Below are 25,314 nucleotides of genomic sequence, written 5' to 3' on the forward strand. Positions count from 1 at the left end.
TCCTAAAACAGGTGTTCATTCTGTTTATGGTATGGATGGTTCTCCAGTTCCTTATTTTGAATATGATGCAGATGGTAAAATCAATAAAGCTTGGGTATTTATGGGGATGCGAAGAGGAGGCAGTTCATATTATGCCTTAGATGTAACAGATAAAGATGCAGCCCCAACGTTACTGTGGATTAAGAATAACAGTGACTATTCGTTATTAGGGCAGTCTTGGTCTGAGCCAGTAGTGACGAAGATATCAGGTTGGAAAGATTCTAAAGGTAAGGCAAAACCTGTTCTAGTTGTGGGTGCGGGATATAACCCCAATACAAAAGATGGTGCCAGTGTTGGTACTAATGACACAACAGGTGCTGGTATTTATATCTTGGATGCTGCAACTGGAGCTAAACTGCATAGCTTTGGCGGTTCGGGAGCTGATACATCTATGCCTGGGATTATTGATAGTATTCCAAGTAAAGTTGCTGTCCTAGACAGTAATAATGATCAACTTGCTGACCGTATTTATGCTGCTGACACAGGTGCTAATGTATGGCGTTTAGATTTACCTGGTTTACCGACAGACACCCAAAACCCATGGAGTGCGTATCATTTTGCGAGCATGGGAGGAGGGGATCTTGCATCTGATATTCGTTTCTATTCTGAGCCAGTAATAGCTCAAACAGCTTTTAGTAATGTTGCTGAACATACTTATACAGATATAAACAATAATAGTGTCACTTCAAAACAATACCAAAGCATCCCTTACGATGCAGTTGTTGTAGGGAGTGGTCATAGAGCGAATCCTTTGAATAAAAGTAGAAATGATAAGTTTTTTGTATTCCAAGATAGGAATATTATTTCTAAATCTTATAGCTCTGCTGCTGGGAATACTGTTCCAGATACATTAACTATTTCAGATTTATATGATGTAACTACGGAGTCCCCAACCGAAGAAACAGCATTAATTACATTTGGTCAAAAGCGAGGTTGGTATTATCGTTTCGCAGATGCTGGTGAAAAATCTTTATCCGCCGCAACAATTGTGCAGGGAAAAGTATTTTTTACATCCTATGTGCCTCAGACCGGAGCAACTGAAAATGCATGTTTAGTTCCAGGTGAAGGACGTCTTCGCGGCCGAGATCTCCATAAAGGAGGGAAAGTTTACAGCAACTCACAAGACTATTTTAAAATGAGCGAACAGGTTCCTGATACTCCAACCTTAGTAATTCCTAAAAATGGTGATAATAGTAGCTATATGTATTTAATCGGAATTGGCGATGTCGCAAATGATATGATCAAAAAAGATCTTTTGGGTGATGATGGCTGTGCTGCTGGCGATAACAAATGTGTCGGTGGTGGCTTAGGCGTTAATCAGATCTATTATCATATGAAAGAGAATTAAAAATGAAAGTAACAATCACTAAAGCATACTCTGGTTTTACCTTAATAGAGGTAATGATTACCGTCGTCATTGTAGGGATTTTAGCTTCTATTGCATATCCTTCGTATACTAAATTTGTTGCGAAGGGAGCTAGGGCTGATGCGCTAGCTGGTTTGATGAATGTGGCCAACAGGCAAGAACAATATTATTTAGATCATAAAACGTTCACTAAAAATATGAAAAAACTTGGTTTTTCTGTTGATGGTGATGGTAATTTTGTTGTCGAGAATGGATTTTATAAAATAGATGCAACTGTAGCTAATGCTAATAGATATACTATAGAGGCTAAAGCTATTGGTGTCCAAGCTACTCGAGATACAGAGTGTGCATCAATAGAGATAACTTCAGATGGGGTGAAAACACCAAGTGACTGCTGGTAAAGTTAGTTGTTTTTTACCGCTATGAATTGCAATTTACATCAGTGTTGATGGCTGCTATTTTCCCCGATGGGCTGATGCTAATGCCTTTAGAGTATTCACTATTTTTCTTAGACGGACAATAGTGAATACTTATTGAGCTTGTGCTACTTAGCATTCCATCCATACCAAACGTTATTAGTGTAGATGATGCTTTAATAAAATCTTTAGAGTTAAAACCTTGTATCCTCTTTAACACTTCAGTTCCATTGTCGGCAGTTTTATCTCCATTATCATCAATAAAAATAATGTAGCCATTATTCCAACTCCCCGAACAACTACTCCCATTTCCTGGACAAACAGATACTTTTCTACCAAAATTAACAGCTTGGCTTCTTGCGAATGCCATAGAACTTTCGATATTTCCGATTGCAGAAGCCGCGCGGGTATTATTGTATAACGAAGTAAACGAAGGCGCAGCGACAGCCAACAAAATTGCTGAAACGGCTACTGTTACCATCAACTCAATAAGAGTAAATCCGCTAGTTCTTCTCATGATTCATCCTTGTTGCACATAGTCATTATTAGTGGAATAAGCCTGATTTTCCGATGTTTTAGTTAAATAATACCATGTTTTCTGTTGTTTAATTGTTTTCAGTCTAAACCAATTCACTTTCAACATTAATCGTTTGTTCTTGAAAATAAAGATGGCATAGATCAGTAAAGCATCAAGTGGCCATAGCCAATATGACTTTACTCCACAGTAGTGTCTAATCATATATTTTTGTTTATGACATGCTACAACGCTTGCTCTGAGGAACCACGCGTGAAGACTGTTTTCTGACAGTTATTCACAGAAAACGTTTAGGAAAATATCAACTTTTTCATACCGGATAAGCAACGGACAAAAATAGTAGAGCATAAATTATTATTAATAATAAGCGATGAAAAGGTCTGTATAAAGTCATTTGACAATATATTTTTTATAGAAGGGCTATTGTGGTATTGGTTCCACTAGTGCGGATTTATTCGTCTACAATTAGGTAAATAAGACGTTACCTTTTTTTACATGTTACCTTTTTCTTTGAAAAGCGTACTCTGCCAGATTGATTAATTATTACTGCTTTCGAGTAAGGGCTATCAATTGAATTAGGGCAGTACCTAAAAGTGCCGTTGGTTCCTGACGCGAGACCATCAGGTTGGAATCTTACTGATGTTCTATTGTAATAAACAAAGTCATTCTCATTAAAAGAAGGTACTTGAAGTAAAATTATATCATCTACAGATAATTCATTTTTTTGTGAACCATCGAGGAAAACTGTAAATCCTTTATGCCATTGCTTGGTGCAATTGTTATCTTCGAGATTACAAACCGTCACTCTTCTTCCGTAATTGATCGCCATATTACGAGCAAACTGCAATGATTGCTGAATTGTTATGATATTGCTTTTTACTCTGACTTGCTCATTAACTGATTTGAATGATGGAATTGCAATAAGTGACATTAACATTACAACGAGTGTCGTCACGATAACTTCAATAAGACCAAAGCCTTTAACTCGGTTAAAATTTGTCATACTTGTTCATCCTTAAACGTGGTCAGCTGCGTCCTGCAGTAACATTAAGATAGTATAGAAAACAACCAGCTGCTTCGCTGAGAAATATCTTTTCATAAATACGTAAAATAGCCGCGACAATTAGCTTCGCTTTCAAGTAAGATATTTGGATGATGTTAGCGAGTATATAAATTGCAATGATGACATGCGCTTAATCAACTTCAGTATGGGATTATAAATGGTTATTAAATTCCTTTTGTCCTGTTTATTGTCGTGGATTGAATTGTAATAGGCACCATATTGACGCGTAAATATTGCTTGTTAGTAAAACAAATGGCCAGTTAGATATTGCAGACTTGAAACAAACCATTTTCTTATCGATTTATCCCATCTCTTATCCCGAGTTGAGGTTAATCAAAAACTTAGCCGATGACAGGAGTATTTAATGAAAAAAGTCGAAGCGATTATTAAACCGTTTAAACTTGATGATGTGCGTGAGTCACTTGCTGAAATTGGCATTACTGGTATGACAGTATCAGAGGTTAAAGGCTTTGGACGTCAGAAAGGTCACACAGAGCTTTATCGTGGTGCAGAATATATGGTTGATTTTTTACCTAAGGTAAAAATTGAATTAGTAATCCAAGATGACATTCTGGAACGTGCGATTGATGTTATCGTTGATATAGCCAGAACAGGTAAAATTGGTGACGGTAAAATATTTGTAACTGATATTGAACGCGTGATTCGTATTCGTACCGGCGAAGAAAATGAAGAAGCAGTATAAGGCCCATAAGGGCCTTTTTTTATAACTATAAACACAGTGTGACGAAGTTATTGGTATAAGGTAATTTTGAGGTAATGTATGGTTCAACGAATTGTTATTGTGGGTGGTGGGGCTGCAGGGCTGGCATTGGCTTCAAAGTTAGGCCGTAAATTTGGTAAAAATCCGTTAATCGATATTAGTTTGATTGATAAGAATACCGTTCACATCTGGAAACCTAAATTACATGAAGTCGCGGTTGGTGTTATAGATCAATCAATCGAAGGCCTACAATATCGAGATCACGGATTAAAAAATGGTTACCGCTATATTCGTGGTGCCATTGAGCAGTGTGATCCGAGTACTAAAACAATCCAACTTGCTCCAGTGTTTAACGATGAAGGCGAGATGATCATTGCCGCGCGCAATATTGAATACGATACTCTTGTTCTAGCATTAGGAGGAGTATCAAATAGCTTTAATACACCAGGAGCCGAAAAGCACTGTATTTTTTTAGACAGTCTAGACAGTGCGAATCTGTTTCATCATAAGCTGATGGATGCGTTGTTACAGCTTAATGAAACCCAAGACCAATTAGGTATTGGCATTGTTGGTGCGGGGGCTACAGGTGTCGAGCTTGCTGCTGAACTCCACCATGTTATTGAATCAGTAAGGGAGTACGGTTATCAAAATATATCTAAAGATCATTTAGATATAAATTTAATTGAAGCATCAACCAAAATTCTGCCTCAATTGCCAGAGCAAGTGAGTACAAGAGCGCAAACGGTATTGTCAAAGTTAGGGGTTAAATTGCATTTAGGTGTTCAGGTTAAAGAAGTGACCAAAGAAGGTTTTGTTACTGCGACAGGCGAGACGATTAAAGCAAATATCAAGGTGTGGGCAGCAGGTGTCAAAGGCCCGAAAGTATTTGAAAACTTCACTCAACTTCCGGTTACTCCCCGTAATCAAATTGATGTAGATGACTGTATGCGTGTAAAAGGCATAGATGATATTTACGCTTTAGGCGACTGTGCTCAATTAATTTTACCATCAGGTAAGCCGGTACCACCAAGAGCCCAAGCCGCAGCTCAAATGGCCGATCGCCTCTATGCCAATATTTTTTTGAAGATGAAACAGCAGCCAGAAAAGCCTTTCGTTTATAAAGACTATGGATCACTGGTATCACTGAGTCGATTTTCGGCGGTTGGCAACTTAATGGGAAGCCTACGTTCAGGCGATTTTTTTGTTGAAGGACATGTTGCACGTTTGATGTACATTTCTCTGTATCAGCGTCATTTAGCTAGCTTGTATGGTTGGTTCTCGGCATCTGTATATCGTATTGCCCAAAAATTACTGCGCTGGCAACGTCCAAAGCTCAAGTTACATTAAGCGAGTGATCACATAGAGAGTTGAGCGACTATCAACATAAACGAATAGGCTTTGTTAAACACAAAGCCTATTTTGCACAAGAATTGGCCATTTGACGTTTATTGACACAATTTAGCTTAAATCTACTTGAATTTAAGATTTAACTTGGTAGTTTCAGTTATTAATTATTTGTTAACGTAACGTATGACAATGATGTTGTACTTATACCATAGAAGATAATCAGTGCTTCAAGGAGCCAAGATGCCCAACCAGATTACATTATTAGAACAAACCAAGCATGGTGATTTAAAACTGACTCCAAGTGACTTTTCACACGTGGCGGAGCAGCACATCGTGCCGGTTACTTTGCATGAAATTAATCGTGCTGCCACTGAGTATCCAATCGTATTTGTTAAAAACAGTGATACCAACGAATTTCAATCAGTTGCAATGTTAGGCCTAAAACCTGGTCAGAATCTAAGTGTAAAAGACGGTAAGTGGCAAGGTTTGTATATACCCGCAGTTGTTCGTGACTATCCTCTTGGTTTAGTGGTTAACCCAGACGTTAAAGATAAAGTCTGGATTGGTATTCGCGAAGATGCCAAAGAAGTGACTAAAACAGACGGCCAAGCATTGTTTGAAGACGGTAAAGAAACCCCGTTTTTAGAAGCGCGTAAGCAAGCATTGATTAGCCATTATGAACAAGATCAAGCTACTCGCGGTATTTTAGGTTTTTTAGATGAAAAAGGGCTGCTGATTAATCAGACTCTTACTGTTGATGTCGCCGGAGAGAAACGCAATATCAATGGTTTATACCTTATTGATGAAGCTAAATTAAATGCATTAAGCGACGAAGAGTTTATCGAACTTAAAAAGCGCGGTTTACTAGGGCCGATTTATGGTCACTTGGGGTCATTAAACCAAGTTAATCGTTTAGCTCGGGTTGAAGTACTCGGTAGATAGTCTCCGGGCTTTTTAAACAAAACAGGCACTCAATTGAGTGCCTGTTTTGTTTATAGAAGCTAAATCAAATATCTGAATCCCGATATTTGATTCGACTTATACTGCAGATGCAAAAAAGCCACTCATTGAGTGGCTTTTTTGTTTTTATGGTGCCGGCACCAAGAGTCGAACTCGGGACCTACTGATTACAAGTCAGTTGCTCTACCAACTGAGCTATGCCGGCTAAATATGGTGCCCGAACCCGGAATCGAACCAGGGACACGAGGATTTTCAATCCTCTGCTCTACCGACTGAGCTATTCGGGCAACTAACTAAGCGTTAGTTAATTACTGCAGACTAGGTATTAACTTGGTAATCAATGCCTGTCTCGTCTGGAGTGCGCACATAGTATAGTGATGGTTTTTATCGTGCAAGTGGTTTTTCAAATGTTTTTACTCGTTCGGCTAGTTAATGTGCAAACTGGTGGTTTTTTATCGATTTTCAACTCTAAAAGTGGTTTCTAAGCGTTAATCGATAAGAATAAAGTCGTAGAAGCTTACTGATGATTAAATAAAATAACTAAAGAGTAGCTCGGTAATTGAATTCCCCGTCTGTTTTTTGCTCAACATTAGTCTAATTTTATTTTCAGCATATGATTGGCGTCTTAGTGTTATCAGTAAGATCGAGTTTCTGCGCTGATAAATGCCCATTTACATGTAAATGAGTGAACTTTCGGTCAAGTGAATTATCTTAGTTAACGTTAACTGAGTAACCAAGGCATCTATTTAGCACAATAGAACCGACTCTGTACGGCAAGCTTAAAATCGATTGAACTTTAAAGACGAATAGTGCGGATATTTGTGACGATTTTATAAAAGGGAGAGTTTATTCGGAGTAGTGATTTCACATGCGCGGGCGATAACCTAGTTATAGAAGTCACAAACGCTAGTCAAAAGGCTCGGGTTAAGGTCTTTTTAATCATTATAGAATATGTTGGTTACAAGACATAAGCGTAGTTAGAGGCTTAGTCACTAATACTTGCACCCTGATATATAAAAAACAAACCGTTTATCTTGAACAAGTTTTAACGATGAAAGATCAATAGGGCCTAGATGATATTTAATAATTAGTGGCTACAATTGGTGTACGTCGAATTAGTCATTACTTAATTACATTGTGTAGTTAACGTTATCTAACTCTCATCACTTCTATTTTATAGAACGATTTCGGCTAATTTTACTGATTTTCTTTCCTAAAATTAACGTTAGAATATTGTAACTTTTTTAGAGGAAAGTAAGACATGTTAAAAAACACTCCAGCTGGCTATGGCTTGGTGACTATTTTAATCCATTGGTTGTCTGCAATCGCAGTTATTGGCCTATTTAGTGCGGGTTATTGGATGGTGGATCTTACCTATTATAGTAGTTGGTACCAAACTGCGCCGCATCTGCATAAAAGTATCGGTCTGCTGTTACTTGGTTTAACGCTATTAAGATTAGTTTGGCGAACGATATCACACACTCCTAATCCGATATCGAATCATCAGCCATGGGAAAAGGGTTTGGCGAAGTGGGCACATATTATTCTATATACGTTAATGCTACTCATTATGTGCTCAGGAATTATGATTTCGACAGCTGATGGCCGAGATATTTGGATTTTTGACTGGTTTGCCGTGCCATTTCCTAATGCTTTTATTGATGAACAAGCTGATATTGCCGGGTTTATACATCAATACCTTGCCTATAGCTTAATCGGCTTGGTTGTTTTGCATGCAGCAGGTGCGATTAAGCATCATGTTATTGATAAAGATAACACTCTTAAAAGGATGTTGATGCCAAATCGTATTGGCAAATAATCGGATTATTTAACAATCGAGTGTATTGATAATGACTCTCGATGGATACCGCGCTACTTATTTATCTGTAAACATACTTATTAACTTAAAGGAATAAAAAACCATGAAAAAACACCTTATAGCAGCACTAATCGGTGCAACGTTTATGTTACCTGTTGCAGTTAATGCTGCCGACTATGTTATCGACACTCAAGGTGCACATGCATCGATTCAATTTAGTGTAAGCCATTTGGGTTATAGCTTTGTAGTAGGGCGCTTTAATGAGTTTTCTGGCGACTTCAGTTTTGATGCTGACAAAGTCGCAGATGCGAAAGTGAATGTTAAAATTAACACTAACAGTGTTGATTCTAATCATGCCGAGCGTGACAAGCATTTACGCAGTGCAGACTTTTTAAATACCAGTAAATTCCCTGAAGCCTCTTTTTCATCAACATCAATTGTTGATAAAGGAAATAACCAGTTTGAAATTAATGGTGACTTTACTTTAAATGGTGTGACTAAGCCGTTAAGCATTGATGCCGTTGCTATTGGTGAAGGTAAAGATCCATGGGGTGGATACCGTGCAGGCTTTAGTGGCAAAACCACTTTTGCAATGAAAGATTTTGGTGTCAAAATGGATTTAGGTCCAGCTTCTGCAAACGTTGAATTAGCATTAGTCGTGGAAGGCGTTAAACAATAATCTGTTGGATTTGTGATTAACAACCAAAAAACAAAGCCGCTTAAGTTAAGCGGCTTTGTTGTCTAATACAGTTATTGATTATGTTGTTGCGTTATTCATCTTCAGCTGGTGGAACATAGCCTTCGATTTCAACGTCTTTACCTTCAAATAAAAAATTAGTCATTTGCTCTTCAAGAAACTTGCGGTCATCAACATTCATCATATTGAGTTTTTTCTCGTTAATGAGCATTGTTTGCTTCTTTTGCCATAAGCCCCAAGCTTCTTTACCGATATTGTCAAAAATGCGCTTACCTAATTCGCCTGGGTAAAGCTGAAAATCTAAGCCGTCAGCTGATTTGTTTAGGTGTTGACAGTGAACTGTGCGAGCCATGATGATTCCTTACTAACTTTAATTACATTAAAAACTAATGTGTCGCGAAAAGTACGGCTAAATTAGCCAAAATACGTTCTGTAGCGGCTGCCAACCCGACTTTCGCAGGTTGCTCTATGTTATACCAGAGAGCCGAGGTTTGTTCCATGATGCCTGTTGCTTGATCGACAGATAGTTCAACTAGCACTGGTTGAATATCAAGGTGGAAATGACTAAATGTATGCCTAAACCCTGCAAGCCCTTGCTCTGATTCTGTCAAATTATGCAGCGTTAAATAATCATCTAATTCTGCTTGATGTTCAAATTGTGGAAAACACCATAATCCCCCCCATATACCAGCTGGTGGACGCTGAATAAGCTGAACTTTTACTGAATCTTCGCTGTTATCGACTAAAACCACCATAAACGCTGATTTTTCTGGCGTTACTTTTTTAGGTTTTTTACCAGGATATAAACTTTGATGACCTGTCTGTTGAGCCACACAATCAATTGCTACAGGGCAGGCAGCACAATTAGGTTTACTGCGGGTACAAACACTTGAACCAATATCCATCATAGCTTGGTTAAATTTTTCAACGTTTTTGGCTGGTGTTAACGCATCGGTTAATTGCCACAATTGTTGTTCAACGTGCTTTTGTCCCGGCCAACCTTCAATAGCACCATGTCGTGCCAAAACTCGTTTTACATTACCGTCTAAAATTGAGTGGTGTTGACCGAGCGATAAGGATAACACTGCGCCAGCAGTCGATTTACCTATTCCAGATAACGCAACCACATCATCAAACTGTGTGGGGAATTGTCCATTAAAAGCATCACGAATATGCTGAGCCGCTTTATGTAGATTACGCGCTCTAGCGTAATAACCTAGGCCAGTCCATAAATGTAGCACTTCATCTTGATGAGCATTAGCAAGATCTATAACGCTAGGGAAACGCGCCATAAACTTTTCATAATAAGGAATAACCGTCGCGACTTGAGTTTGCTGGAGCATGATCTCCGACACCCAAACTCGATAAGGTGTTTTATTGATCTGCCATGGCAGCGATTTACGACCATGAAGGTCATACCAAGCGATGATACGCTCAGAAAATGGAGTCAAATTTTTCATGGGCGCAGTGTAGCTATAGCCATTTTATTACACAAGTGGCCCTGCTATTTAAAATCACACGTTTGCACTAAATTAGCGTAAACATGTGCAATGAGTTTAGGTATAATGCCCAACTGAGTATAAAAACGATCTATTACAGATAGCAATGCGTAATGTGTAGTTAAATAGTGTTGGAATAATATTTTGGCACTGTTTTAGTTAATTATTAGTTATAACAGCACAATAAAGTACGCAGACAATGAGGCAAAGATGAGCGACGTTACCACAGCTGAATTTAACGAAGACGGTAAGTATATTCGTAAAATCAGAAGTTTTGTTTTACGCGAAGGCCGTTTAACCAAAGGTCAATCTCAAGCAATTGAAGCACATTGGCCAGCAATGGGACTTGATTATACTCCACAAGCGTTGGAGTTAACTCAAGTGTTTGGTCGCGATGCTGATACCGTATTAGAAATCGGTTTTGGTATGGGTGCATCATTAGTGCAAATGGCAAAAGCTGCCCCAGAACAAAACTTTATTGGCATAGAAGTGCATAAGCCAGGCATTGGTACGTGTCTTTCTGAGGCCGGTGTTGCTGAAGTGACTAACTTACGAGTATATCATCACGATGCAATGGAAGTGCTAGAGCACAGCATTGTTGATGGTTCACTTGAGCGCGTTCAATTGTTTTTCCCTGATCCATGGCATAAAAAACGTCATCATAAGCGCCGGATTGTGCAAGCCGAGTTTGTACAACTTATCCGCCGTAAGCTTAAAATTGGTGGTGTGTTTCACATGGCAACCGATTGGGAGAATTACAGCGAGCATATGTTAGAAATAATGAATGCCGCAGAAGGTTATAAAAATCAATCAACAACTGGTACAGTTGTCGAACGTCCAGAGCATCGTCCACTTACCAAGTTTGAGGCAAGAGGCCACAGACTCGGTCACGGCGTATGGGATATCATGTTTGAGCGTACTGCTTAATCACAACTACACTTTCAGCAATCGGAGAATACACCATGGCGCAAAATCGTAGTCGTCGTTTACGTAAAAAATTACGAGTTGATGAGTTTCAAGAATTAGGCTTTGAAATCAACTGGACTTTTGATGAGTCTGTTTCTGAGGCAGATATTGATAACTTAGTAGATCAATTTCTTGTTGAAGTCATTGAACCTCGTCAATTAGGTTTCCACGGTGGTGGACACAAGCAATGGGAAGGTATTATTGCTACCCAAGCTATCGGTAAATGTACTGATGAAGATACCGCTGCAGTGAATGCATTCTGGAAAGACAAGCCTGTATCTAATCTAGAAGTCAGTGACTTGTACGATATCTGGTGGGGTTAAGCTAAATTGCCTGAGCAATTATTACTTCAAGAAGCTGTCGATAAAGTAAGATCGCTATTGGGTAAAGGCAAGGTTGCAGGATATATTCCTGCTCTTGCCTGCGTTGACCCTAATAAAATAGGGATTGCAGTTACCACCGTTGATGGTCAAACAATTGGTGCGGGTGATTACCTCGAACCGTTTTCAATTCAAAGTATTTCAAAAGTCTTTAGCCTTACTCTGGCACTTAATTTATATACCGAAGATGAAATTTGGAGTCGTGTGGGTAAAGAACCCTCAGGACATTCATTTAACTCGCTGGTACAGGTCGAATTAGAGCGTGGAAAACCTCGAAACCCTTTTATTAATGCAGGTGCACTTGTTATTGCCGACTTGTTGCAAGCTCGTTTAGGGGCGCCTAAACATCGAATGCTCGAAGTGGTACGTCAATTGAGTCAAAACGCGACATTATCTTACGATAAAGTCGTGGCGGATTCTGAGTTCCAGTTCAGTGCTCGTAATGCATCTATTGCCTATTTAATGAAGTCATTTGGTAATTTTGAGGGCGACGTCAATACCGTGCTTAAAAGCTATTTTCATTACTGTGCATTAAGAATGAATTGCGCTGATTTATCCCGTGCGATGTTCTATTTGGCTAACCGCGGTAAAACGCTTGATGGCGACAGTTTAGTGTCCCCAGTGCAAACTAGGCAACTCAATGCTTTACTCGCGACATCTGGATTATACGATGGCGCAGGAGAGTTTGCTTATCGAGTGGGAATGCCAGGTAAAAGTGGCGTGGGTGGAGGCATTATTGCCGTAATCCCTGGTGATATGTCTATTTGTGTATGGTCTCCTGAATTGGATATCAATGGAAACTCCTTGGCCGGTACGGCTATGTTAGAACAGTTAAGCCAAAAGTTAGGCCGTTCCATTTTTTGATTTAACCCCTCTAAATTAATTATTATTGAGATTCGTAAAATAGACTACTTTTTGGTTTATTTTACGAATACACTTCCGCTATCACCCATCCATCAGTTAACTCATTAACTCTATATTTGTTTTATCTATTAAAAATCATCGAGTTAACTTTGTTGGCATAGCTTGTGCTTTATAACACTCATATTCGACCTTATTATTGATATTCGTATAGCAAAAGGATTTTTATCATGACCAAACAGAAGTTGATTTGTGGTGTAGCGTTAACCAGCATGTTATTCACTGCAGGGGCGTTGACTCCAGCTATGGCAAAAATGTCAATTAATGATGAAAAGTGCAATGTGACATTAAACTATGACGTTACCGTTGAACCAAAAAAATTGCAGATTAGTGATAATGGATCCGAGAAATATCGCGTTGAACTGGATCAACTGTATGTAGACGGTAAAAAGGTTACCTTAAACGCTAAGCAACAAACATTGCTCACTCAATATTCTGATGAACTATCTCGTCAGGTTCCAGAGGTAATTGATTTGGTCGGTGATGTTGTAGTAATGGCATCTCAGGCGGTTAATATGGCATTAACTCCAATATTTGGCGATGCCACTGGTAGCCAAATTGATAAGCTCATGACAGGGATACAAAAACGCATTGACACCATGGCGTATCAGCAAGGCGATAAGTTTTATTTAGGTTCAACAGAGTCTTCAATTGAACATGCATTTAATGAAGAGTTTGAGCAAGAGATAGAACAAATGGTCACCAACTCAATGGGATCATTAATGATGACATTAGGTAGCCAGATTATGTCTTCTGAAGGTGGTTCATTTGAAGAGAAAATGAATACCTTTTCACAAAAAATGGATAATGTCGGTAAAGACATCGAGCAACAGCTTGAATCGCAATCACAAGGCCTTGAACAACGAGCTGATAAAATTTGTGATAATTTTGAAGGATTATTAGTGTTAGAAAGCCAAGTTCGTAAAGACATACCAGAACTTGCACCTTATACATTAGCTAAGTTAGGCGAACTAAAAGAGTAAATTTATTTTGTTCAACCTGTCTTCCCGGACACCTGACCTTCCCCTGTGCTCTTTTTGAAGACACAGGGGCTTTTTTTTTGTGCCAATTCTAGCTGCTTTACCGCTATAGCTAGTGTTGCTTTGTTCTGATAAAAAAATTGTCAATTATAAATATAGAGCCATAGAAGCTTTTTTTGTTATACTCGTGAGAATTATTACAAAATTACACTCTACTTTAGATGTGGTTATATTTCAGAATCTTCATTTGTTGGTGTTGATTAACGGTATTAGTTTGTTTTGATGCTCATTTAATAGCATCAATCATAATATCTGAATGTTGATATTGACGCTTAACAAGGTTTAGTTACCAGCAATGGCTAACAGATATCTGGAATTTTTATTAATGTCGTAACCAGCTTAAGGCGACTTTCATGTTAGAACTGTTAGAACCTATCGCAATTTTTACTCATGTTGCACGTGCAGGAAGTTTTAGTGCTGCAGCCAGACGTCTTGGCATTTCTAAATCTAAAGTAAGTACTCAAGTTGCAGATCTTGAACATAAACTTGGCGTGCAGCTTATTCAGCGTACAACCCGCAGTTTAAGCCTTACTGAAGCCGGCAATTTATTGTATCTCCAAGGCGAAGAGCTCCTTCGTGATGCAGAGCAGGCCGTTTCAAGTGTTCACAACTTAAATGATGCAACTCGTGGTGTATTAAAAGTTGGGATATCGCAATCATTTGGCACCATGCATATTATTCCAGCTTTACCAGCATTTATGGCAAGACATCCAGAGCTTGAACTACAAGTTAGCTTACTTGATCATAAGGTCGATGTTGTCAGTGAAGGCTTAGATTTGTTGTTAACTATGTCTGAGCAATTGCCGCTGGGTATGGTGGCAAGACCATTAATGAAATGTCAGTTCTTATTAGTCGCCTCACCGGGTTATATTGCGCAACATGGTAACATTAGCCGACCTGAACAGTTAGTTGAGCACAATTGCTTGGTGTATCAAGGCGAGTGGCATGAGCACAGTATGTGGCAATTTAAAAAGGGCGAAGACTATTGCGAAATTGGTGTGTCAGGCAATTTCCGTGTCGATAATGCACCAGCATTGAAATCGGCCGCAGTGAGTGGTTTAGGCATTGTATATTTAGCCAGTTACTTAATGGAAGATGAAATCGCTCAAGGGACATTGGTACCTTTGTTACCTGATTGGCAGTTGACTCACAACCTTCCATTACAAGCTGTGTATCCTCGTCGTAAGCATCTAGCTCCCAAAGTCAGTGCGTTCATTGATTTTATTAAAACGCACATTAGTAGCCCACCTTATTGGGATGCTAAGTTCGACCATTTGTATAAACTTCGTAAGTAAAAGTGGAAACATTGTTTCTATTTTAAAACAAAGCCGCGACTTACCTTGCGGCTTTGTTTTAAGTGTTTGATTTTAAATTGCTTAAGGGGTTGATTGATTAGTTTATTAGTAAGTTGCTAATCAAGGGTTTAGCGATTTACATTTGTTAACTAGTTGAACTCTGTTCTGATATCAATACAATGGTAGTTAGTTGATTCGAAGTGATTTGAACCCTGCGTTTTTCTGAGAAATGACCCCTTTTCAGTTCGGCGTACAAATCGGCAAGGTAGCAAATTTTGAATCAGTGTTGGCAATGGTTTTCGAACTAAAATAATGCCAACCTTAAAACCATCATCCTAATTTATTTGGTTTACCCCAGACTTTGTTCTGGGGTTATTTTTTTGTGAAATTTGACAAAAAAACGGCAACCTCAGGTTGCCGTTTTATGTTAGTTCGAGTGGATCTGTTATTGAAAATTACCGTGATTGAACCTGTTTAATCCACTTGTTTACTTGCTCTTCAAGTATGTCTAATGGCAATGGACCATTTTTAAGAATTACAGTATGAAATTCGCGAATATCAAACTTAGCTCCTAGTGCCTTTTTAGCCTGCTCACGTAGTTGTAGTATTTTAATCATTCCCACTTTATACGCTGTCGCTTGTGATGGCATAACAATATGGCGTTCAACCATTTTTATCGCATCAGATTCAGCGTTGGGAGTATTCTCAACATAATAGGTAATAGCCTGTTCACGAGTCCATTTTTTTGCGTGTATCCCCGTATCAACCACCAAACGGCATGCGCGCCATAGCTCCATCGATAAACGGCCAAAGTCAGAGTATGGGTCGGCATATAAGCCCATTTCTTTCGGGAAATATTCTGAATAAAGTCCCCAACCTTCAATATAAGCCGTGTAACCACCAAATTTACGGAATTTTGGAATACCTTGCAGTTCTTGTGCAATAGCAATTTGCATGTGATGCCCTGGAATGCCTTCATGGTAAGCAAGTGCTTCCATTTGATACTTTGGCATCGCTTCCATTTTGTATAAATTAGCGTAATAGCTTCCTGGGCGAGAACCATCTGGTGCAGGTTGGTCGTAAAATGCTTTACCTGCTGACTTTTCTCTAAACGCTTCTACCTTTCGTACTACTAATTCGGCTTTAGGCTTAATAGTAAACACTTCGTCTAAACGAGACTCCATAGTATCGATCAGTGATTTTGCTTGAGCCAGATATGCCGTTTTGCCTTCATCAGTTTCTGGGTAATAAAATTGTTTATCAGCGCGCATGAACACAAAAAACTCTTGTAAGCTGCCGGCAAAGTGTACCTTTTTCATAATGATCCGCATTTCATCATGAATACGCTTAACTTCTGATAAGCCAAGATCGTGTATCGTGTCTGCGGTCATGTCGGTTGTGGTGGTACGTGCTAGAGCGTTATTGTAAAACGCTTCTCCATCAGGCAGTTTCCAAGCACCATCTCGAGTATCGGCGCGAGCTTCAAGTGACTTGGTATAGGTTATTAATTGCTCATAGGCAGGTTTTACCTTAGTCAGTAGAGCTTGCTTAACTTCAGCTAGTAATGCTTTTTTACTGCCATCAGTTATATCGAGTTTATTTATTTTACGTGTCGCATCAGCCCATAATGCACTGTCTTTTCCTGTATCTGTAAATGGGGCGCCAGTGATAATGTTTTTACTATCAGAAATTACGTATGGGAATACAAATTTTGGCGCAATGATATGTTTTTTAGCGCGAATTTCTAACGAGGTTTCTAATTGTGCCAGTAGTGTTGGTATGGCGTTCAAACGGCTAATATAGGCTTTAGCATCACTTTCATCGGTAACCTGATGTTGATTAATCAGAAATGAAGCCACTACAGAATGGACTCCATACATTTGGTTAATCGGATAAGTGTGATAACGCCATTTATCATCGCTAATACTGTGTTCTAAGCCAGCTTTTAACAGTTCATAACTGAGGGCCGCTTGTTCATTTAGTTTGTTGGCATCAAGGCTCGTCAATCTTGTGAGTTGCTGTTTACTGCGGGCTAAATCTGCATCGGCAGCAGCGTCAGACAAGTTATTCCACTTGCCGTAATCTTGTTTTATGCCAAGGTAAGTTTGATTGACTGGATTTGCCATCACATTTTCCATAAAAATGACTTCAAACAATGCGTTGGCTTTTTCTGACTCGGTTTGTTGGCTTGATGTCGCTGTACTTTCTTGTTGGCTCAATTGCGGCATGTTGTGCAAGTTCGCAATGGCTGAAGCGCTTAATAAACTTGATAACGCGACAGCAACGAGAGTTGTTTTAGTTTTAATAGACATTGATATCTTCCCAAAGTACCTAAGTTATAGGCGCATATCCTAATCAAGCTTTGTCTAAAAGTGTGAATAGAAATGTTAGAAAGTGTGTATTTAAGGTAAGTGGAATGTAGTGGTAGAAGCCGATTTTCTGATTATTGGCTCGCAGTTTCCGGATTAAAAAGTAAACTGCGAGTCATATTGTTTTTTTTAAATCGGCTGATTAAGTTAAATAAATTGAGACAGCAAATCATTTACAAACATGTGGCCTTTAGAGGTCAATTGCCAATGTGTTGCGGTTTCTGTCAATAATCCCCGTTCAATTGATTTTTGCATTCCCAGCTTTACCACCTCGGCCGATTGACCTGTACGTTGCTCAAATTCAGTTTTAGGGATTGGAGTCATTAATCTTAGACGGTTCATTAAATATTCTAACGGACGGTCTTCTTCAACGACATCTGTGGTTTCAAAGGTATATTTATCCGCAGCGAGGTAGCCCTTAGGGTGTTTTATTTTTACGGTGCGCACAATCCGATTTGAGTCGGGGAGAGTGATCTTACCGTGGGCACCGCAACCGATGCCAAGGTAGTCGCCAAACTGCCAGTAATTAAGATTATGGCGACATTGGTATCCCGGTTTGGCATAGGCCGATATTTCGTATTGCTCATAACCTAATGCCGCTAAGCGCTGCTGACCTTGCTCGTAAATTTGCCACAGGTTCTCATCATCTGGTAATTGTGGCGGTTTTGAATGAAACAAGGTGTTGGGTTCAATGGTGAGTTGATACCAAGAAAGATGCGGTGGGGCTAAAGCTGTTGCTGTGTCGATATCATGCATGGCTTCGTCAAAGCTTTGGTTTGGTAAACCGTGCATTAAGTCGAGATTGAAACTTAAATAATCTGCTTGTTTGGCTTTTTCAGCCGCCACTTTAGCTTCATCTTCATTGTGGATACGTCCTAGCAGATTAAGTTTTTCTTTTGAAAAACTTTGCACCCCAATAGATAAGCGCGTGACACCCGCAGCACGATAGGCACTAAAGTCGTCGTGCTCTAATGTACCTGGATTGGCTTCCATGGTGATTTCAATATTATCTTCAAAAGGGATTAATGCTTGTGCGCCTTCAAGTATGCGTTGAATTTGGCTAGCGTCAAATAACGATGGCGTGCCACCGCCGATAAAGATGGTATGCACCTTTCTACCTTGAACATAAGCCAAGTCTTGTTTTAAATCGTCCAGTAACGCATCGACATATTGTTGCTGTGGTAACTCACCATTTTGGCCATGAGAGTTAAAATCGCAATAAGGGCATTTTTGCACGCACCAAGGAATATGGATATACAAGCTAAGAGGTGGTAGTTGCAATGTCATTTATTGATGACCGCCAGAAGTATTGTTCGATAAAATAATACCTTGGGCTTTCATGGCACTCACTAATAACTCAAGTGCTTTGCCTCGATGACTATGGGCATTTTTCTGTTCACGAGTTAACTCAGCTGCCGAGCAATCAAAACCTTGTGGAATAAACACTGGGTCATATCCATGGCCTTGTTCGCCTTGTGGGGCATGGTTTATTGTTCCTTCCCATGAGGCTTGGCAAATTATTGGCGTAGGATCTTTCGCGTGACGCATATACACAAGTACACATTGGAAACGGGCACTTCGAAGTGTTTCACCTTGCAATGCATCAAGTAGCTTGAGGTAGTTGCTAGTTTCAGTTGCACCAGGACCAGAATAGCGTGCCGAGTAAATCCCTGGTTGACCTTGTAGTGCATCAACTTCAATGCCTGAGTCATCTGCAATTGCAGCTTTACCCGTTATTTCAGCGGCATGGCGAGCTTTAATAATGGCGTTTTCTACAAATGTAGTGCCTGTCTCTGCAACCTCTGTCACGTTAAATTGATTCTGTGGTAATACTTCAATATTAAATGCTGTCAGCATTTGATCAAATTCGGCAAGTTTGCCTTTGTTGCCACTGGCAAGAACAATTTGTTGTTTGGCTAAGGTATGCATAAGTTTTTTAGATGAGGGTAAATTTGGCGTCATTATACTCTAACTACCCTGCGATAGGCTATGGGAGTAGCTAGGCCGCTACGCGGATAGTGCGCTTTGCTTCTAGGACGTGACTTCGTCACTGCTAAGGACTGATTCGCTGCTAAGATTGAGTCGTTGGGCGACTAGGCTATTGATTTTATAGGATCTAGCCGCGAAGCGTTCTAGCAGCGCAGCGCTCTAGGCTTTTTATCGATGATTTAATCTACATAGAACTTTTGTTTGAATTTCAATGAGGTGTTTAGCTGGTTGCCGTATTTAATGGCAATTGTGAAATTGACCTCTTGGTCATCACGATATGGCACTTCTGCTATGTAATAGATAGAATTTCCTTCACGGATCTCTTTAAAATCAAGCGTTATGCGGGCATCTAGTAAGTTATTAGCTATACCTGATATTTCAACAGGAATAGCAGGGTTCCCTTCTAGATTAGTATTGAGCACGGTAATGTTCACCAATCCATTATAACTGCTACGTTCAATTCCGTAGGTTTTGGCTATTTCAGGAGTAATAAAGGTGCTACTGAGCGCCATGTAATGAATATCAAAATGACCAACTTGTAGTTTTTGCTCTGCATGAGCATAGCCAATACTGGTGATGGTTATGAGTGACAACAATAACATGTGTAATAATGAGCGAGATAAACGCAGAGAATGAAACATAATTTTGTCCTTAATGGGCGTGAGCAATAACATTATTATAGAGAAAACGGTGACAAAAGGGCGGCTATTTCTGGCGGAATAACCTGAGGTTGGCTTATTCTAATTTGTTTATGACGACCTTGTTCACCTTTAATGATATGAACCTGACTTTTGGCTACTTTACAGGCTTTTGCAAGATATTTAGACAGATAAGCATTTGCTTTACCATCAATAGGTGGTGCTGTGATGGCTATTTTTAATTCGTTACCGTGCAAACCGACAATTTGATCGCGGCTGGCTTTGGGTTGCACATAAACAAAAAGCAGCAAGTCACCTTGCTGCTCATCGTTAATATAGCTTACTGGATTCATTAGTTAGGTTTGTTCTAAATCTAAATAATTGACCAAAAAGGAATATATTGCGCGCACAACATGTTAATGAAATTCATCGCAATAAATACCACTAATACAGATAAATCCAAGCCACCAATAGCAGGCAGTACTTTGCGCACAGGGGCTAAAATAGGTTCTGTTAATTGGGTCATCACCATCACAATTGGGTTATAACCTTGGTTAAACCAGCTCAATACTGCGCGGATAAGTAACATCCAAAAAAGTAACACGCCAGCTTGTTTTACTACTGAGACCACTGAGAATAATAATAAAGTAACAATGTCTACAGTTGCCCCTGCAATGAAAGTAAGCACTAACATTTTGACCAACACGACAATCAGTGCCAGTACCATTGATGAAGTATCAAAACGTCCTACAGAGGGTAATAGTCGACGCATTGGTGCGATAATCGGTTGTGTCGCTTTAACCACAAATTGGCTAAATGGATTATAAAAATCCGCTCTTGCAAGCTGTAGCCAAAAACGAAGAATGACGACCATTAGGTATAAGTCAAACAGAGTGTTGACTAAAAAACTCATTGCATTCATGTATGTTGCCTTACGTTGCTGTGATTTAGTGCTTAATATTGTACTTAAATTAGAGCGCAGATTTGAGTGTAAATTAGTACTAAAATTAACTGCGCTAATATTTAACGATACGATTTACTGAGTGACCAATATAACGGATTATCACTCAAGTTTGGTGTTTATAAGTTCAGTTTTACGCAACTATTTTACACCAAAGGGATTAATCATAAGTTAAATAATCGTTCATCTCATAACGTTAGAATGTTTTAGCCATTTCTTGGGCTCTAGCAACACAGTTTGTCATCGCTTTATCAACCAATTCAACTAACCCGCCTTGTTGGAATGTTTCTACTGCTCTAGCCGTAGTACCGCCTTTTGACATTACATTTTGACGTAATTCGGTTACCGATAACTGTTGGTTTTGTATCACCATCTGCGCAGCACCCAATGCTGCTTGCTCAGCAAGGAGTCTTGCTTTGTCTTCAGCCATACCCATGTTGACGCCAGAGGCGATCATTGACTCGATAAACAAGAAGAAATAAGCCGGAGAGCTGCCTGCAAGGGCAATCACTTGATCTAATTCCGGTTCTTTATCAACCCAAACCACTTTACCGCCGCTTTGCATTAAGGTTTCGCAAATTGCTTTATGCTCGGCAGAAATACTGTCATCGGCATAAATACCGGTCATACCATAGCCAATTTGAGTTGGAGTATTAGGCATAGTGCGAATAAGTTTTATCGGTTGCTTAAAGTAGTCTTGATAACGAGATGCTGGAATACCTGCAGCGATAGTGATGATTAACTTATTGGCTAAATCGAGTGAACTTAAGTCTTCACAAACGGCCGCCATTAATTGAGGTTTTACACTTAGCACAATGACATCGGCAGCTTGTGCGGCTGCATGATTATCGTGAGAAACTTGAATCGAAAAATCTTGCTGCAACGCATCCAACTTACCTTTGCTTGGATTGGTTGCGTAAATAAGGTCACTAGGATAGCCATGCTTAACTAAGCCACTAATAATGCTACGAGTCATATTGCCCGCACCGATAAAACATACTTTTGCTTGAGTCATTAAGTCTGTATCCAATAAAAGAGTGAATTTATGTCCAATTACTGTGTATGTTACCTAATTCAGCCCTAGGACGCTACGCTTCTAGGGTCGCTACGTACGTCCTGCTAGGATCTAGGGCGTGACTTCGTCACTGCTAGGATCGCTACGCTTCTAGGGACAGCTTCGCTGCTTGATTTAGTCACTTCGCGAGTAGGCTGTTGATTTTATAGCATCTAGCCGCGAAGCGACCTAGCAGCGAAGCGTTCTAGGCTGTTGCTATAGATTTTATAGCTTCTAGCAGCGCAGCGCTCTAGGCTGTTGATTTTATCTTTGGCCAAAGATCGCACTGCCGATGCGTACCATGGTTGAGCCATTAGCGATGGCGATGTCCATGTCGCCGCTCATGCCCATTGATAGCGTGTCAACGCTAGGGTATTGCTGCTTAAGTTGGTCAAAGATTTGCTTCAATTGGCTAAATTCTTGTTGTTGAAGTTGTATGTCATCAGTTGCCGTTGGGATAGCCATTAATCCGCGTAATTTAAGATTGCTTAAGGAAGCAATAGTAAGTGCTAACGTGGCGACATCTTCAGCATTAACGCCCGATTTAGATTGTTCCTGGCTAATATTAACTTGAATGCACACGTTTAATGGCTGCTTTTTAATTGGACGTTGCTCATGTAAACGTTGGGCTATTTTAGCGCGGCTTAAGGTATGCATCCAATCAAAATGTTCGGCAACAATTTTGGTTTTATTCGATTGCAGCGGGCCAATAAAATGCCACTCAATATCAGGATAATCTGCCTGTAAGGCATTAATCTTAGTTTCGCCTTCCTGGACATAGTTTTCGCCAAATAGACGTTGCCCCGCTTGATAAGCTGCAACTATGTCACTAATGGGTTTAGTTTTGCTCACAGCCAGTAGGCTTATTTCGGCCGATGAACGTGAACACTTTTGCGCCGCTTGACTAATTCTACTCTGGGCGATTGATATTCTGTCTGCTATTGTTGTCATAATGTTGGTTAACTGGATGTCTCTACAATGGAAATCACTGAATTACTCGCCTTTAGTGTAAAACACAAAGCATCAGATCTACATCTTTCAGCAGGCGTTTCTCCTATGATCCGCGTTGACGGTGAGGTAAGGAAAATTAATTTACCTGCGTTAGATCATCAAGGCGTTCATAGTCTTGTCTATGACATCATGAATGATAAACAACGTAAAGACTATGAAGAACATCTAGAAATCGATTTTTCATTCGAAGTGCCTAATCTGGCGCGTTTTCGTGTTAACGCATTTAATCAGTCCCGTGGCGCCGGCGCGGTATTCCGTACCATTCCTTCTGAAATCTTGTCTCTTGAGCAACTTGGCGCACCAGAAATATTTAAAAAAATCGCCAGTTATCCACGTGGATTAGTATTAGTAACCGGGCCTACCGGTTCGGGTAAATCAACCACATTGGCTGCGATGGTCGATTACGTTAATGAAAATCGACATGACCATATTTTAACCATTGAAGACCCGATAGAATTCGTTCATCAGAACAAACAATGCTTAATCAACCAGCGTGAAGTACACAAACACACACACAGCTTTAATGCTGCCCTAAGAAGTGCACTACGTGAAGATCCAGATGTTATTCTTGTGGGTGAAATGCGCGACCTTGAAACCATTCGTTTAGCCATGACCGCCGCTGAAACGGGTCACTTAGTATTTGGTACTTTGCACACCACCTCAGCCGCAAAAACCATTGACCGTGTGGTCGATGTATTCCCAGAAGGTGAAAAGAGCATGGTCCGCACCATGTTGTCTGAGTCACTTCAGGCGGTTATTTCACAAACATTGATCAAGAAAATTGGCGGTGGCCGAGTGGCAGCTCATGAAATTATGATGGGTACACCAGCGATTCGAAATCTTATTCGTGAAGATAAAGTCGCACAAATGTATTCAGCTATTCAAACGGGTATGTCTCACGGTATGCAAACTCTGGATCAATGTCTGCAAAACTTAGTCAATCGTGGGTTAATTACCCGTGAAGATGCGATGCAGAAGAGTTCGAATAAACAAGCTAATTTCTAAGGAACTGGGATCATGGATGTTCGTCCGTTTTTAAATATGATGGTGGAAAAAAAGGCGTCAGATTTATTTATCACTGCTGGTTTTCCACCCAGTGCCAAAATTGACGGGGAGCTACGTCAACTATCCGAAAATCGATTAACACCAGAGCAATCATTAGTGTTTGTTGAGTCGTTAATGAGTGATGTCCAAAAGAAAGAGTTTCATGACACAAGCGAGTGCAACTTTGCATTTGCGGCTAAAGATTTAGGGCGTTTTCGCGTCAGTGCCTTTTGGCAACGTGAATCAGCCGGTTGTGTTATGCGCCGTATCGAAACTCAAATTCCAGAAGTCGATGATTTAAAACTGCCCCCTATTTTGAAAGATTTGGTCATGAGTAAACGTGGTCTTATCATCATGGTGGGTGGAACTGGTACAGGTAAATCGACTTCGTTGGCAGCGCTGGTGGGATATCGAAATGCTCATGCTCGCGGACATATTCTGACCATTGAAGACCCTGTTGAGTTTGTACATAACCATCGTAAAAGTATAGTTACTCAGCGTGAAGTGGGTATTGATACCGACTCATTTGATGCCGCACTTAAAAGTTCACTGCGTCAAGCGCCAGATGTCATTCTAATTGGTGAAATTCGTACTCAAGAAACCATGGAATTTGCGTTGTCATTTGCCGAAACGGGTCATTTATGTATGGCAACCTTACACGCAAACAATGCTAACCAGGCTCTCGATCGCATTATGCATTTAGTACCGGAAAGCAAACACAACCAGTTGCTATTTGATTTGTCGTTAAATTTACGTGGCATTGTGGCGCAACAGCTTATTCCTAAATCTGACGGAACTGGTCGTCGCGCTGCCATTGAAGTGTTAATCAATACTCCCCGAGTGGCCAGTTTGATTGCTAAAAATGAGTTGCATTTACTTAAAGAAACCATGGGTAAGTCACGCGAGCAAGGGATGCAGACTTTTGACCAAGCATTGCTAGATTTATATGTAGAGGGTGAGATTAGTTACGCCGATGCATTACATCATGCCGATTCGCCTAATGATTTACGTTTAATGATTAAATTGCGAAATAACGAAGCAGCTTCTTCAGGGTCAATGGAAGGCATTACCCTCGACATGGATTAGTGATGATTTGAGCCAGTAAATGAGTGGATTATCAATCGACCCATTTTTTATGAGAGGCCGTAAGCTACATCTTACGGCCTTTTTTGTTATAATGACCG

26 protein-coding genes and 2 tRNA genes are annotated in these 25,314 nt (G+C 39.9%); 14 read left to right on the plus strand and 14 right to left on the minus strand.

From position 1 onward, the window contains the following. A partial coding sequence (locus tag H5181_RS17665) for a pilus assembly protein (protein WP_259397078.1) occupies nt 1–1,387 on the plus strand: 1,387 nt, incomplete at its 5' end. 2 nt (nt 1,388–1,389) lie between these two features. Next, nucleotides 1,390–1,806: a type IV pilin protein gene (locus tag H5181_RS17670; RefSeq protein ID WP_162023665.1), complete on the plus strand. Its 417-nt coding sequence runs from the start codon at nt 1,390–1,392 to the stop codon at nt 1,804–1,806. Nucleotides 1,807–1,825: 19 nt separating this feature from the next. Here H5181_RS17670 and H5181_RS17675 read toward each other — a convergent pair whose 3' ends face one another. Then, nucleotides 1,826–2,338, minus strand: a complete 513-nt coding sequence (locus H5181_RS17675; protein ID WP_011638329.1) for a GspH/FimT family pseudopilin — start codon at nt 2,336–2,338, stop codon at nt 1,826–1,828. A 499-nt stretch (nt 2,339–2,837) separates the two neighbouring features. Beyond that, nucleotides 2,838–3,359 carry a GspH/FimT family pseudopilin gene (locus H5181_RS17680; protein WP_162023664.1) on the minus strand — a complete coding sequence of 174 codons (522 nt, stop codon included), beginning with the start codon at nt 3,357–3,359 and terminating at the stop codon, nt 2,838–2,840. A gap of 424 nt (nt 3,360–3,783) precedes the next feature. Here H5181_RS17680 and H5181_RS17685 point away from each other — a divergent pair, with 424 nt between their 5' ends. The 3 genes from H5181_RS17685 to H5181_RS17695 all read left to right on the plus strand — a co-directional run bounded on the left by H5181_RS17685 (nt 3,784) and on the right by H5181_RS17695 (nt 6,429). Next, nucleotides 3,784–4,122: a P-II family nitrogen regulator gene (locus tag H5181_RS17685; RefSeq protein WP_011638327.1), complete on the plus strand. Its 339-nt coding sequence runs from the start codon at nt 3,784–3,786 to the stop codon at nt 4,120–4,122. 78 nt (nt 4,123–4,200) lie between these two features. Next, a complete protein-coding gene (locus H5181_RS17690; RefSeq protein WP_182751647.1) occupies nt 4,201–5,487 on the plus strand; it encodes an NAD(P)/FAD-dependent oxidoreductase in 1,287 nt (428 codons plus the stop codon). Nucleotides 5,488–5,727: 240 nt separating this feature from the next. Continuing rightward, entirely contained in the window at nt 5,728–6,429 is a 702-nt protein-coding gene (locus H5181_RS17695; protein WP_011638325.1) for a SapC family protein, read from the plus strand. A gap of 147 nt (nt 6,430–6,576) precedes the next feature. Here H5181_RS17695 and H5181_RS17700 read toward each other — a convergent pair. Beyond that, a tRNA-Thr gene (locus H5181_RS17700) sits at nt 6,577–6,652 on the minus strand. 6 nt (nt 6,653–6,658) lie between these two features. Further along, nucleotides 6,659–6,734 (minus strand) — tRNA-Phe (locus H5181_RS17705). 974 nt (nt 6,735–7,708) lie between these two features. On the opposite strand from H5181_RS17705, the gene H5181_RS17710 reads away from it, so the two are divergent. Together H5181_RS17710 and H5181_RS17715 are read left to right on the plus strand one after the other, a co-directional pair. Then, nucleotides 7,709–8,266, plus strand: coding sequence for a cytochrome b (locus tag H5181_RS17710; protein ID WP_182751648.1), 558 nt, complete (start codon nt 7,709–7,711; stop codon nt 8,264–8,266). Nucleotides 8,267–8,369: 103 nt separating this feature from the next. After that, nucleotides 8,370–8,945 (plus strand): YceI family protein, encoded by a 576-nt coding sequence (locus tag H5181_RS17715; protein WP_182751649.1) that lies wholly within the window; start codon nt 8,370–8,372, stop codon nt 8,943–8,945. Between the two features lie 91 nt (nt 8,946–9,036). Here H5181_RS17715 and H5181_RS17720 read toward each other — a convergent pair whose 3' ends face one another. Continuing rightward, complete coding sequence (locus H5181_RS17720; protein ID WP_011638322.1) at nt 9,037–9,315, minus strand: oxidative damage protection protein; 279 nt, start codon at nt 9,313–9,315, stop codon at nt 9,037–9,039. A 34-nt stretch (nt 9,316–9,349) separates the two neighbouring features. Next, on the minus strand, nt 9,350–10,423 hold the full coding sequence (gene mutY / locus H5181_RS17725; RefSeq protein ID WP_182751650.1) for an A/G-specific adenine glycosylase: 1,074 nt from the start codon (nt 10,421–10,423) through the stop codon (nt 9,350–9,352). Between the two features lie 249 nt (nt 10,424–10,672). On the opposite strand from mutY, the gene trmB reads away from it, so the two are divergent. The 5 genes from trmB to H5181_RS17750 all read left to right on the plus strand — a co-directional run bounded on the left by trmB (nt 10,673) and on the right by H5181_RS17750 (nt 15,064). Next, nucleotides 10,673–11,389 carry a tRNA (guanosine(46)-N7)-methyltransferase TrmB gene (gene trmB / locus H5181_RS17730; RefSeq protein WP_182751651.1) on the plus strand — a complete coding sequence of 239 codons (717 nt, stop codon included), beginning with the start codon at nt 10,673–10,675 and terminating at the stop codon, nt 11,387–11,389. Nucleotides 11,390–11,424: 35 nt separating this feature from the next. Continuing rightward, nucleotides 11,425–11,751: a YggL family protein gene (locus H5181_RS17735; protein ID WP_011638319.1), complete on the plus strand. Its 327-nt coding sequence runs from the start codon at nt 11,425–11,427 to the stop codon at nt 11,749–11,751. 6 nt (nt 11,752–11,757) lie between these two features. Next, nucleotides 11,758–12,672 carry a glutaminase B gene (gene glsB, locus H5181_RS17740; protein WP_011638318.1) on the plus strand — a complete coding sequence of 305 codons (915 nt, stop codon included), beginning with the start codon at nt 11,758–11,760 and terminating at the stop codon, nt 12,670–12,672. 227 nt (nt 12,673–12,899) lie between these two features. Beyond that, nucleotides 12,900–13,712 (plus strand): YggN family protein, encoded by an 813-nt coding sequence (locus H5181_RS17745; RefSeq protein ID WP_011638317.1) that lies wholly within the window; start codon nt 12,900–12,902, stop codon nt 13,710–13,712. 410 nt (nt 13,713–14,122) lie between these two features. Then, complete coding sequence (locus H5181_RS17750; RefSeq protein WP_011638316.1) at nt 14,123–15,064, plus strand: LysR family transcriptional regulator; 942 nt, start codon at nt 14,123–14,125, stop codon at nt 15,062–15,064. Nucleotides 15,065–15,519: 455 nt separating this feature from the next. Here the strand turns inward: H5181_RS17750 and H5181_RS17755 are convergent, their stop codons facing one another. The 8 genes from H5181_RS17755 to H5181_RS17790 form a co-directional block, all read right to left on the minus strand. Further along, nucleotides 15,520–17,376: a DUF885 family protein gene (locus H5181_RS17755; RefSeq protein ID WP_182751652.1), complete on the minus strand. Its 1,857-nt coding sequence runs from the start codon at nt 17,374–17,376 to the stop codon at nt 15,520–15,522. A gap of 204 nt (nt 17,377–17,580) precedes the next feature. After that, a complete protein-coding gene (hemW, locus tag H5181_RS17760; RefSeq protein ID WP_182751653.1) occupies nt 17,581–18,720 on the minus strand; it encodes a radical SAM family heme chaperone HemW in 1,140 nt (379 codons plus the stop codon). Continuing rightward, the gene (gene rdgB, locus H5181_RS17765; RefSeq protein ID WP_182751654.1) at nt 18,721–19,395 is read right to left on the minus strand and encodes an RdgB/HAM1 family non-canonical purine NTP pyrophosphatase; all 675 of its coding nucleotides are present in this window, start codon (nt 19,393–19,395) and stop codon (nt 18,721–18,723) included. 206 nt (nt 19,396–19,601) lie between these two features. After that, nucleotides 19,602–20,024 (minus strand): DUF4426 domain-containing protein, encoded by a 423-nt coding sequence (locus H5181_RS17770; RefSeq protein ID WP_165872337.1) that lies wholly within the window; start codon nt 20,022–20,024, stop codon nt 19,602–19,604. 74 nt (nt 20,025–20,098) lie between these two features. Then, a complete protein-coding gene (gene yggU / locus H5181_RS17775) occupies nt 20,099–20,413 on the minus strand; it encodes a DUF167 family protein YggU (protein ID WP_182751655.1) in 315 nt (104 codons plus the stop codon). Between the two features lie 20 nt (nt 20,414–20,433). Next, nucleotides 20,434–20,982, minus strand: coding sequence for a YggT family protein (locus tag H5181_RS17780; RefSeq protein WP_182751656.1), 549 nt, complete (start codon nt 20,980–20,982; stop codon nt 20,434–20,436). Nucleotides 20,983–21,217: 235 nt separating this feature from the next. After that, nucleotides 21,218–22,036 (minus strand): pyrroline-5-carboxylate reductase, encoded by an 819-nt coding sequence (gene proC / locus H5181_RS17785; RefSeq protein ID WP_182751657.1) that lies wholly within the window; start codon nt 22,034–22,036, stop codon nt 21,218–21,220. Nucleotides 22,037–22,339: 303 nt separating this feature from the next. Further along, complete coding sequence (locus H5181_RS17790; protein ID WP_182751658.1) at nt 22,340–23,026, minus strand: YggS family pyridoxal phosphate-dependent enzyme; 687 nt, start codon at nt 23,024–23,026, stop codon at nt 22,340–22,342. Between the two features lie 27 nt (nt 23,027–23,053). Here H5181_RS17790 and H5181_RS17795 point away from each other — a divergent pair, with 27 nt between their 5' ends. Continuing rightward, the gene (locus H5181_RS17795; RefSeq protein WP_011638307.1) at nt 23,054–24,091 is read left to right on the plus strand and encodes a type IV pilus twitching motility protein PilT; all 1,038 of its coding nucleotides are present in this window, start codon (nt 23,054–23,056) and stop codon (nt 24,089–24,091) included. Nucleotides 24,092–24,103: 12 nt separating this feature from the next. After that, the gene (locus tag H5181_RS17800) at nt 24,104–25,216 is read left to right on the plus strand and encodes a PilT/PilU family type 4a pilus ATPase (protein ID WP_123776348.1); all 1,113 of its coding nucleotides are present in this window, start codon (nt 24,104–24,106) and stop codon (nt 25,214–25,216) included. The last annotated feature ends 98 nt before the right edge of the window (nt 25,217–25,314 follow it).

This window comes from Shewanella sp. SG44-2, assembly GCF_014164215.1.
GTDB classification, from domain to species: domain Bacteria; phylum Pseudomonadota; class Gammaproteobacteria; order Enterobacterales; family Shewanellaceae; genus Shewanella; species Shewanella frigidimarina.

Excerpts from the sequence above, each read along its gene's own strand:
- H5181_RS17670 (WP_162023665.1), top strand. The coding sequence starts at position 1,390 with ATGAAAGTAACAATCACTAAAGCATACTCTGGTTTTACCTTAATAGAG.
- H5181_RS17675 (WP_011638329.1), bottom strand. The coding sequence starts at position 2,338 with ATGAGAAGAACTAGCGGATTTACTCTTATTGAGTTGATGGTAACAGTA.
- H5181_RS17680 (WP_162023664.1), bottom strand. The coding sequence starts at position 3,359 with ATGACAAATTTTAACCGAGTTAAAGGCTTTGGTCTTATTGAAGTTATC.
- H5181_RS17685 (WP_011638327.1), top strand. The coding sequence starts at position 3,784 with ATGAAAAAAGTCGAAGCGATTATTAAACCGTTTAAACTTGATGATGTG.
- H5181_RS17690 (WP_182751647.1), top strand. The coding sequence starts at position 4,201 with ATGGTTCAACGAATTGTTATTGTGGGTGGTGGGGCTGCAGGGCTGGCA.
- H5181_RS17695 (WP_011638325.1), top strand. The coding sequence starts at position 5,728 with ATGCCCAACCAGATTACATTATTAGAACAAACCAAGCATGGTGATTTA.
- H5181_RS17710 (WP_182751648.1), top strand. The coding sequence starts at position 7,709 with ATGTTAAAAAACACTCCAGCTGGCTATGGCTTGGTGACTATTTTAATC.
- H5181_RS17715 (WP_182751649.1), top strand. The coding sequence starts at position 8,370 with ATGAAAAAACACCTTATAGCAGCACTAATCGGTGCAACGTTTATGTTA.
- H5181_RS17720 (WP_011638322.1), bottom strand. The coding sequence starts at position 9,315 with ATGGCTCGCACAGTTCACTGTCAACACCTAAACAAATCAGCTGACGGC.
- mutY (WP_182751650.1), bottom strand. The coding sequence starts at position 10,423 with ATGAAAAATTTGACTCCATTTTCTGAGCGTATCATCGCTTGGTATGAC.
- trmB (WP_182751651.1), top strand. The coding sequence starts at position 10,673 with ATGAGCGACGTTACCACAGCTGAATTTAACGAAGACGGTAAGTATATT.
- H5181_RS17735 (WP_011638319.1), top strand. The coding sequence starts at position 11,425 with ATGGCGCAAAATCGTAGTCGTCGTTTACGTAAAAAATTACGAGTTGAT.
- H5181_RS17745 (WP_011638317.1), top strand. The coding sequence starts at position 12,900 with ATGACCAAACAGAAGTTGATTTGTGGTGTAGCGTTAACCAGCATGTTA.
- H5181_RS17750 (WP_011638316.1), top strand. The coding sequence starts at position 14,123 with ATGTTAGAACTGTTAGAACCTATCGCAATTTTTACTCATGTTGCACGT.
- H5181_RS17755 (WP_182751652.1), bottom strand. The coding sequence starts at position 17,376 with ATGTCTATTAAAACTAAAACAACTCTCGTTGCTGTCGCGTTATCAAGT.
- hemW (WP_182751653.1), bottom strand. The coding sequence starts at position 18,720 with ATGACATTGCAACTACCACCTCTTAGCTTGTATATCCATATTCCTTGG.
- rdgB (WP_182751654.1), bottom strand. The coding sequence starts at position 19,395 with ATGACGCCAAATTTACCCTCATCTAAAAAACTTATGCATACCTTAGCC.
- H5181_RS17770 (WP_165872337.1), bottom strand. The coding sequence starts at position 20,024 with ATGTTATTGTTGTCACTCATAACCATCACCAGTATTGGCTATGCTCAT.
- yggU (WP_182751655.1), bottom strand. The coding sequence starts at position 20,413 with ATGAATCCAGTAAGCTATATTAACGATGAGCAGCAAGGTGACTTGCTG.
- H5181_RS17780 (WP_182751656.1), bottom strand. The coding sequence starts at position 20,982 with ATGAATGCAATGAGTTTTTTAGTCAACACTCTGTTTGACTTATACCTA.
- proC (WP_182751657.1), bottom strand. The coding sequence starts at position 22,036 with ATGACTCAAGCAAAAGTATGTTTTATCGGTGCGGGCAATATGACTCGT.
- H5181_RS17790 (WP_182751658.1), bottom strand. The coding sequence starts at position 23,026 with ATGACAACAATAGCAGACAGAATATCAATCGCCCAGAGTAGAATTAGT.
- H5181_RS17795 (WP_011638307.1), top strand. The coding sequence starts at position 23,054 with ATGGAAATCACTGAATTACTCGCCTTTAGTGTAAAACACAAAGCATCA.
- H5181_RS17800 (WP_123776348.1), top strand. The coding sequence starts at position 24,104 with ATGGATGTTCGTCCGTTTTTAAATATGATGGTGGAAAAAAAGGCGTCA.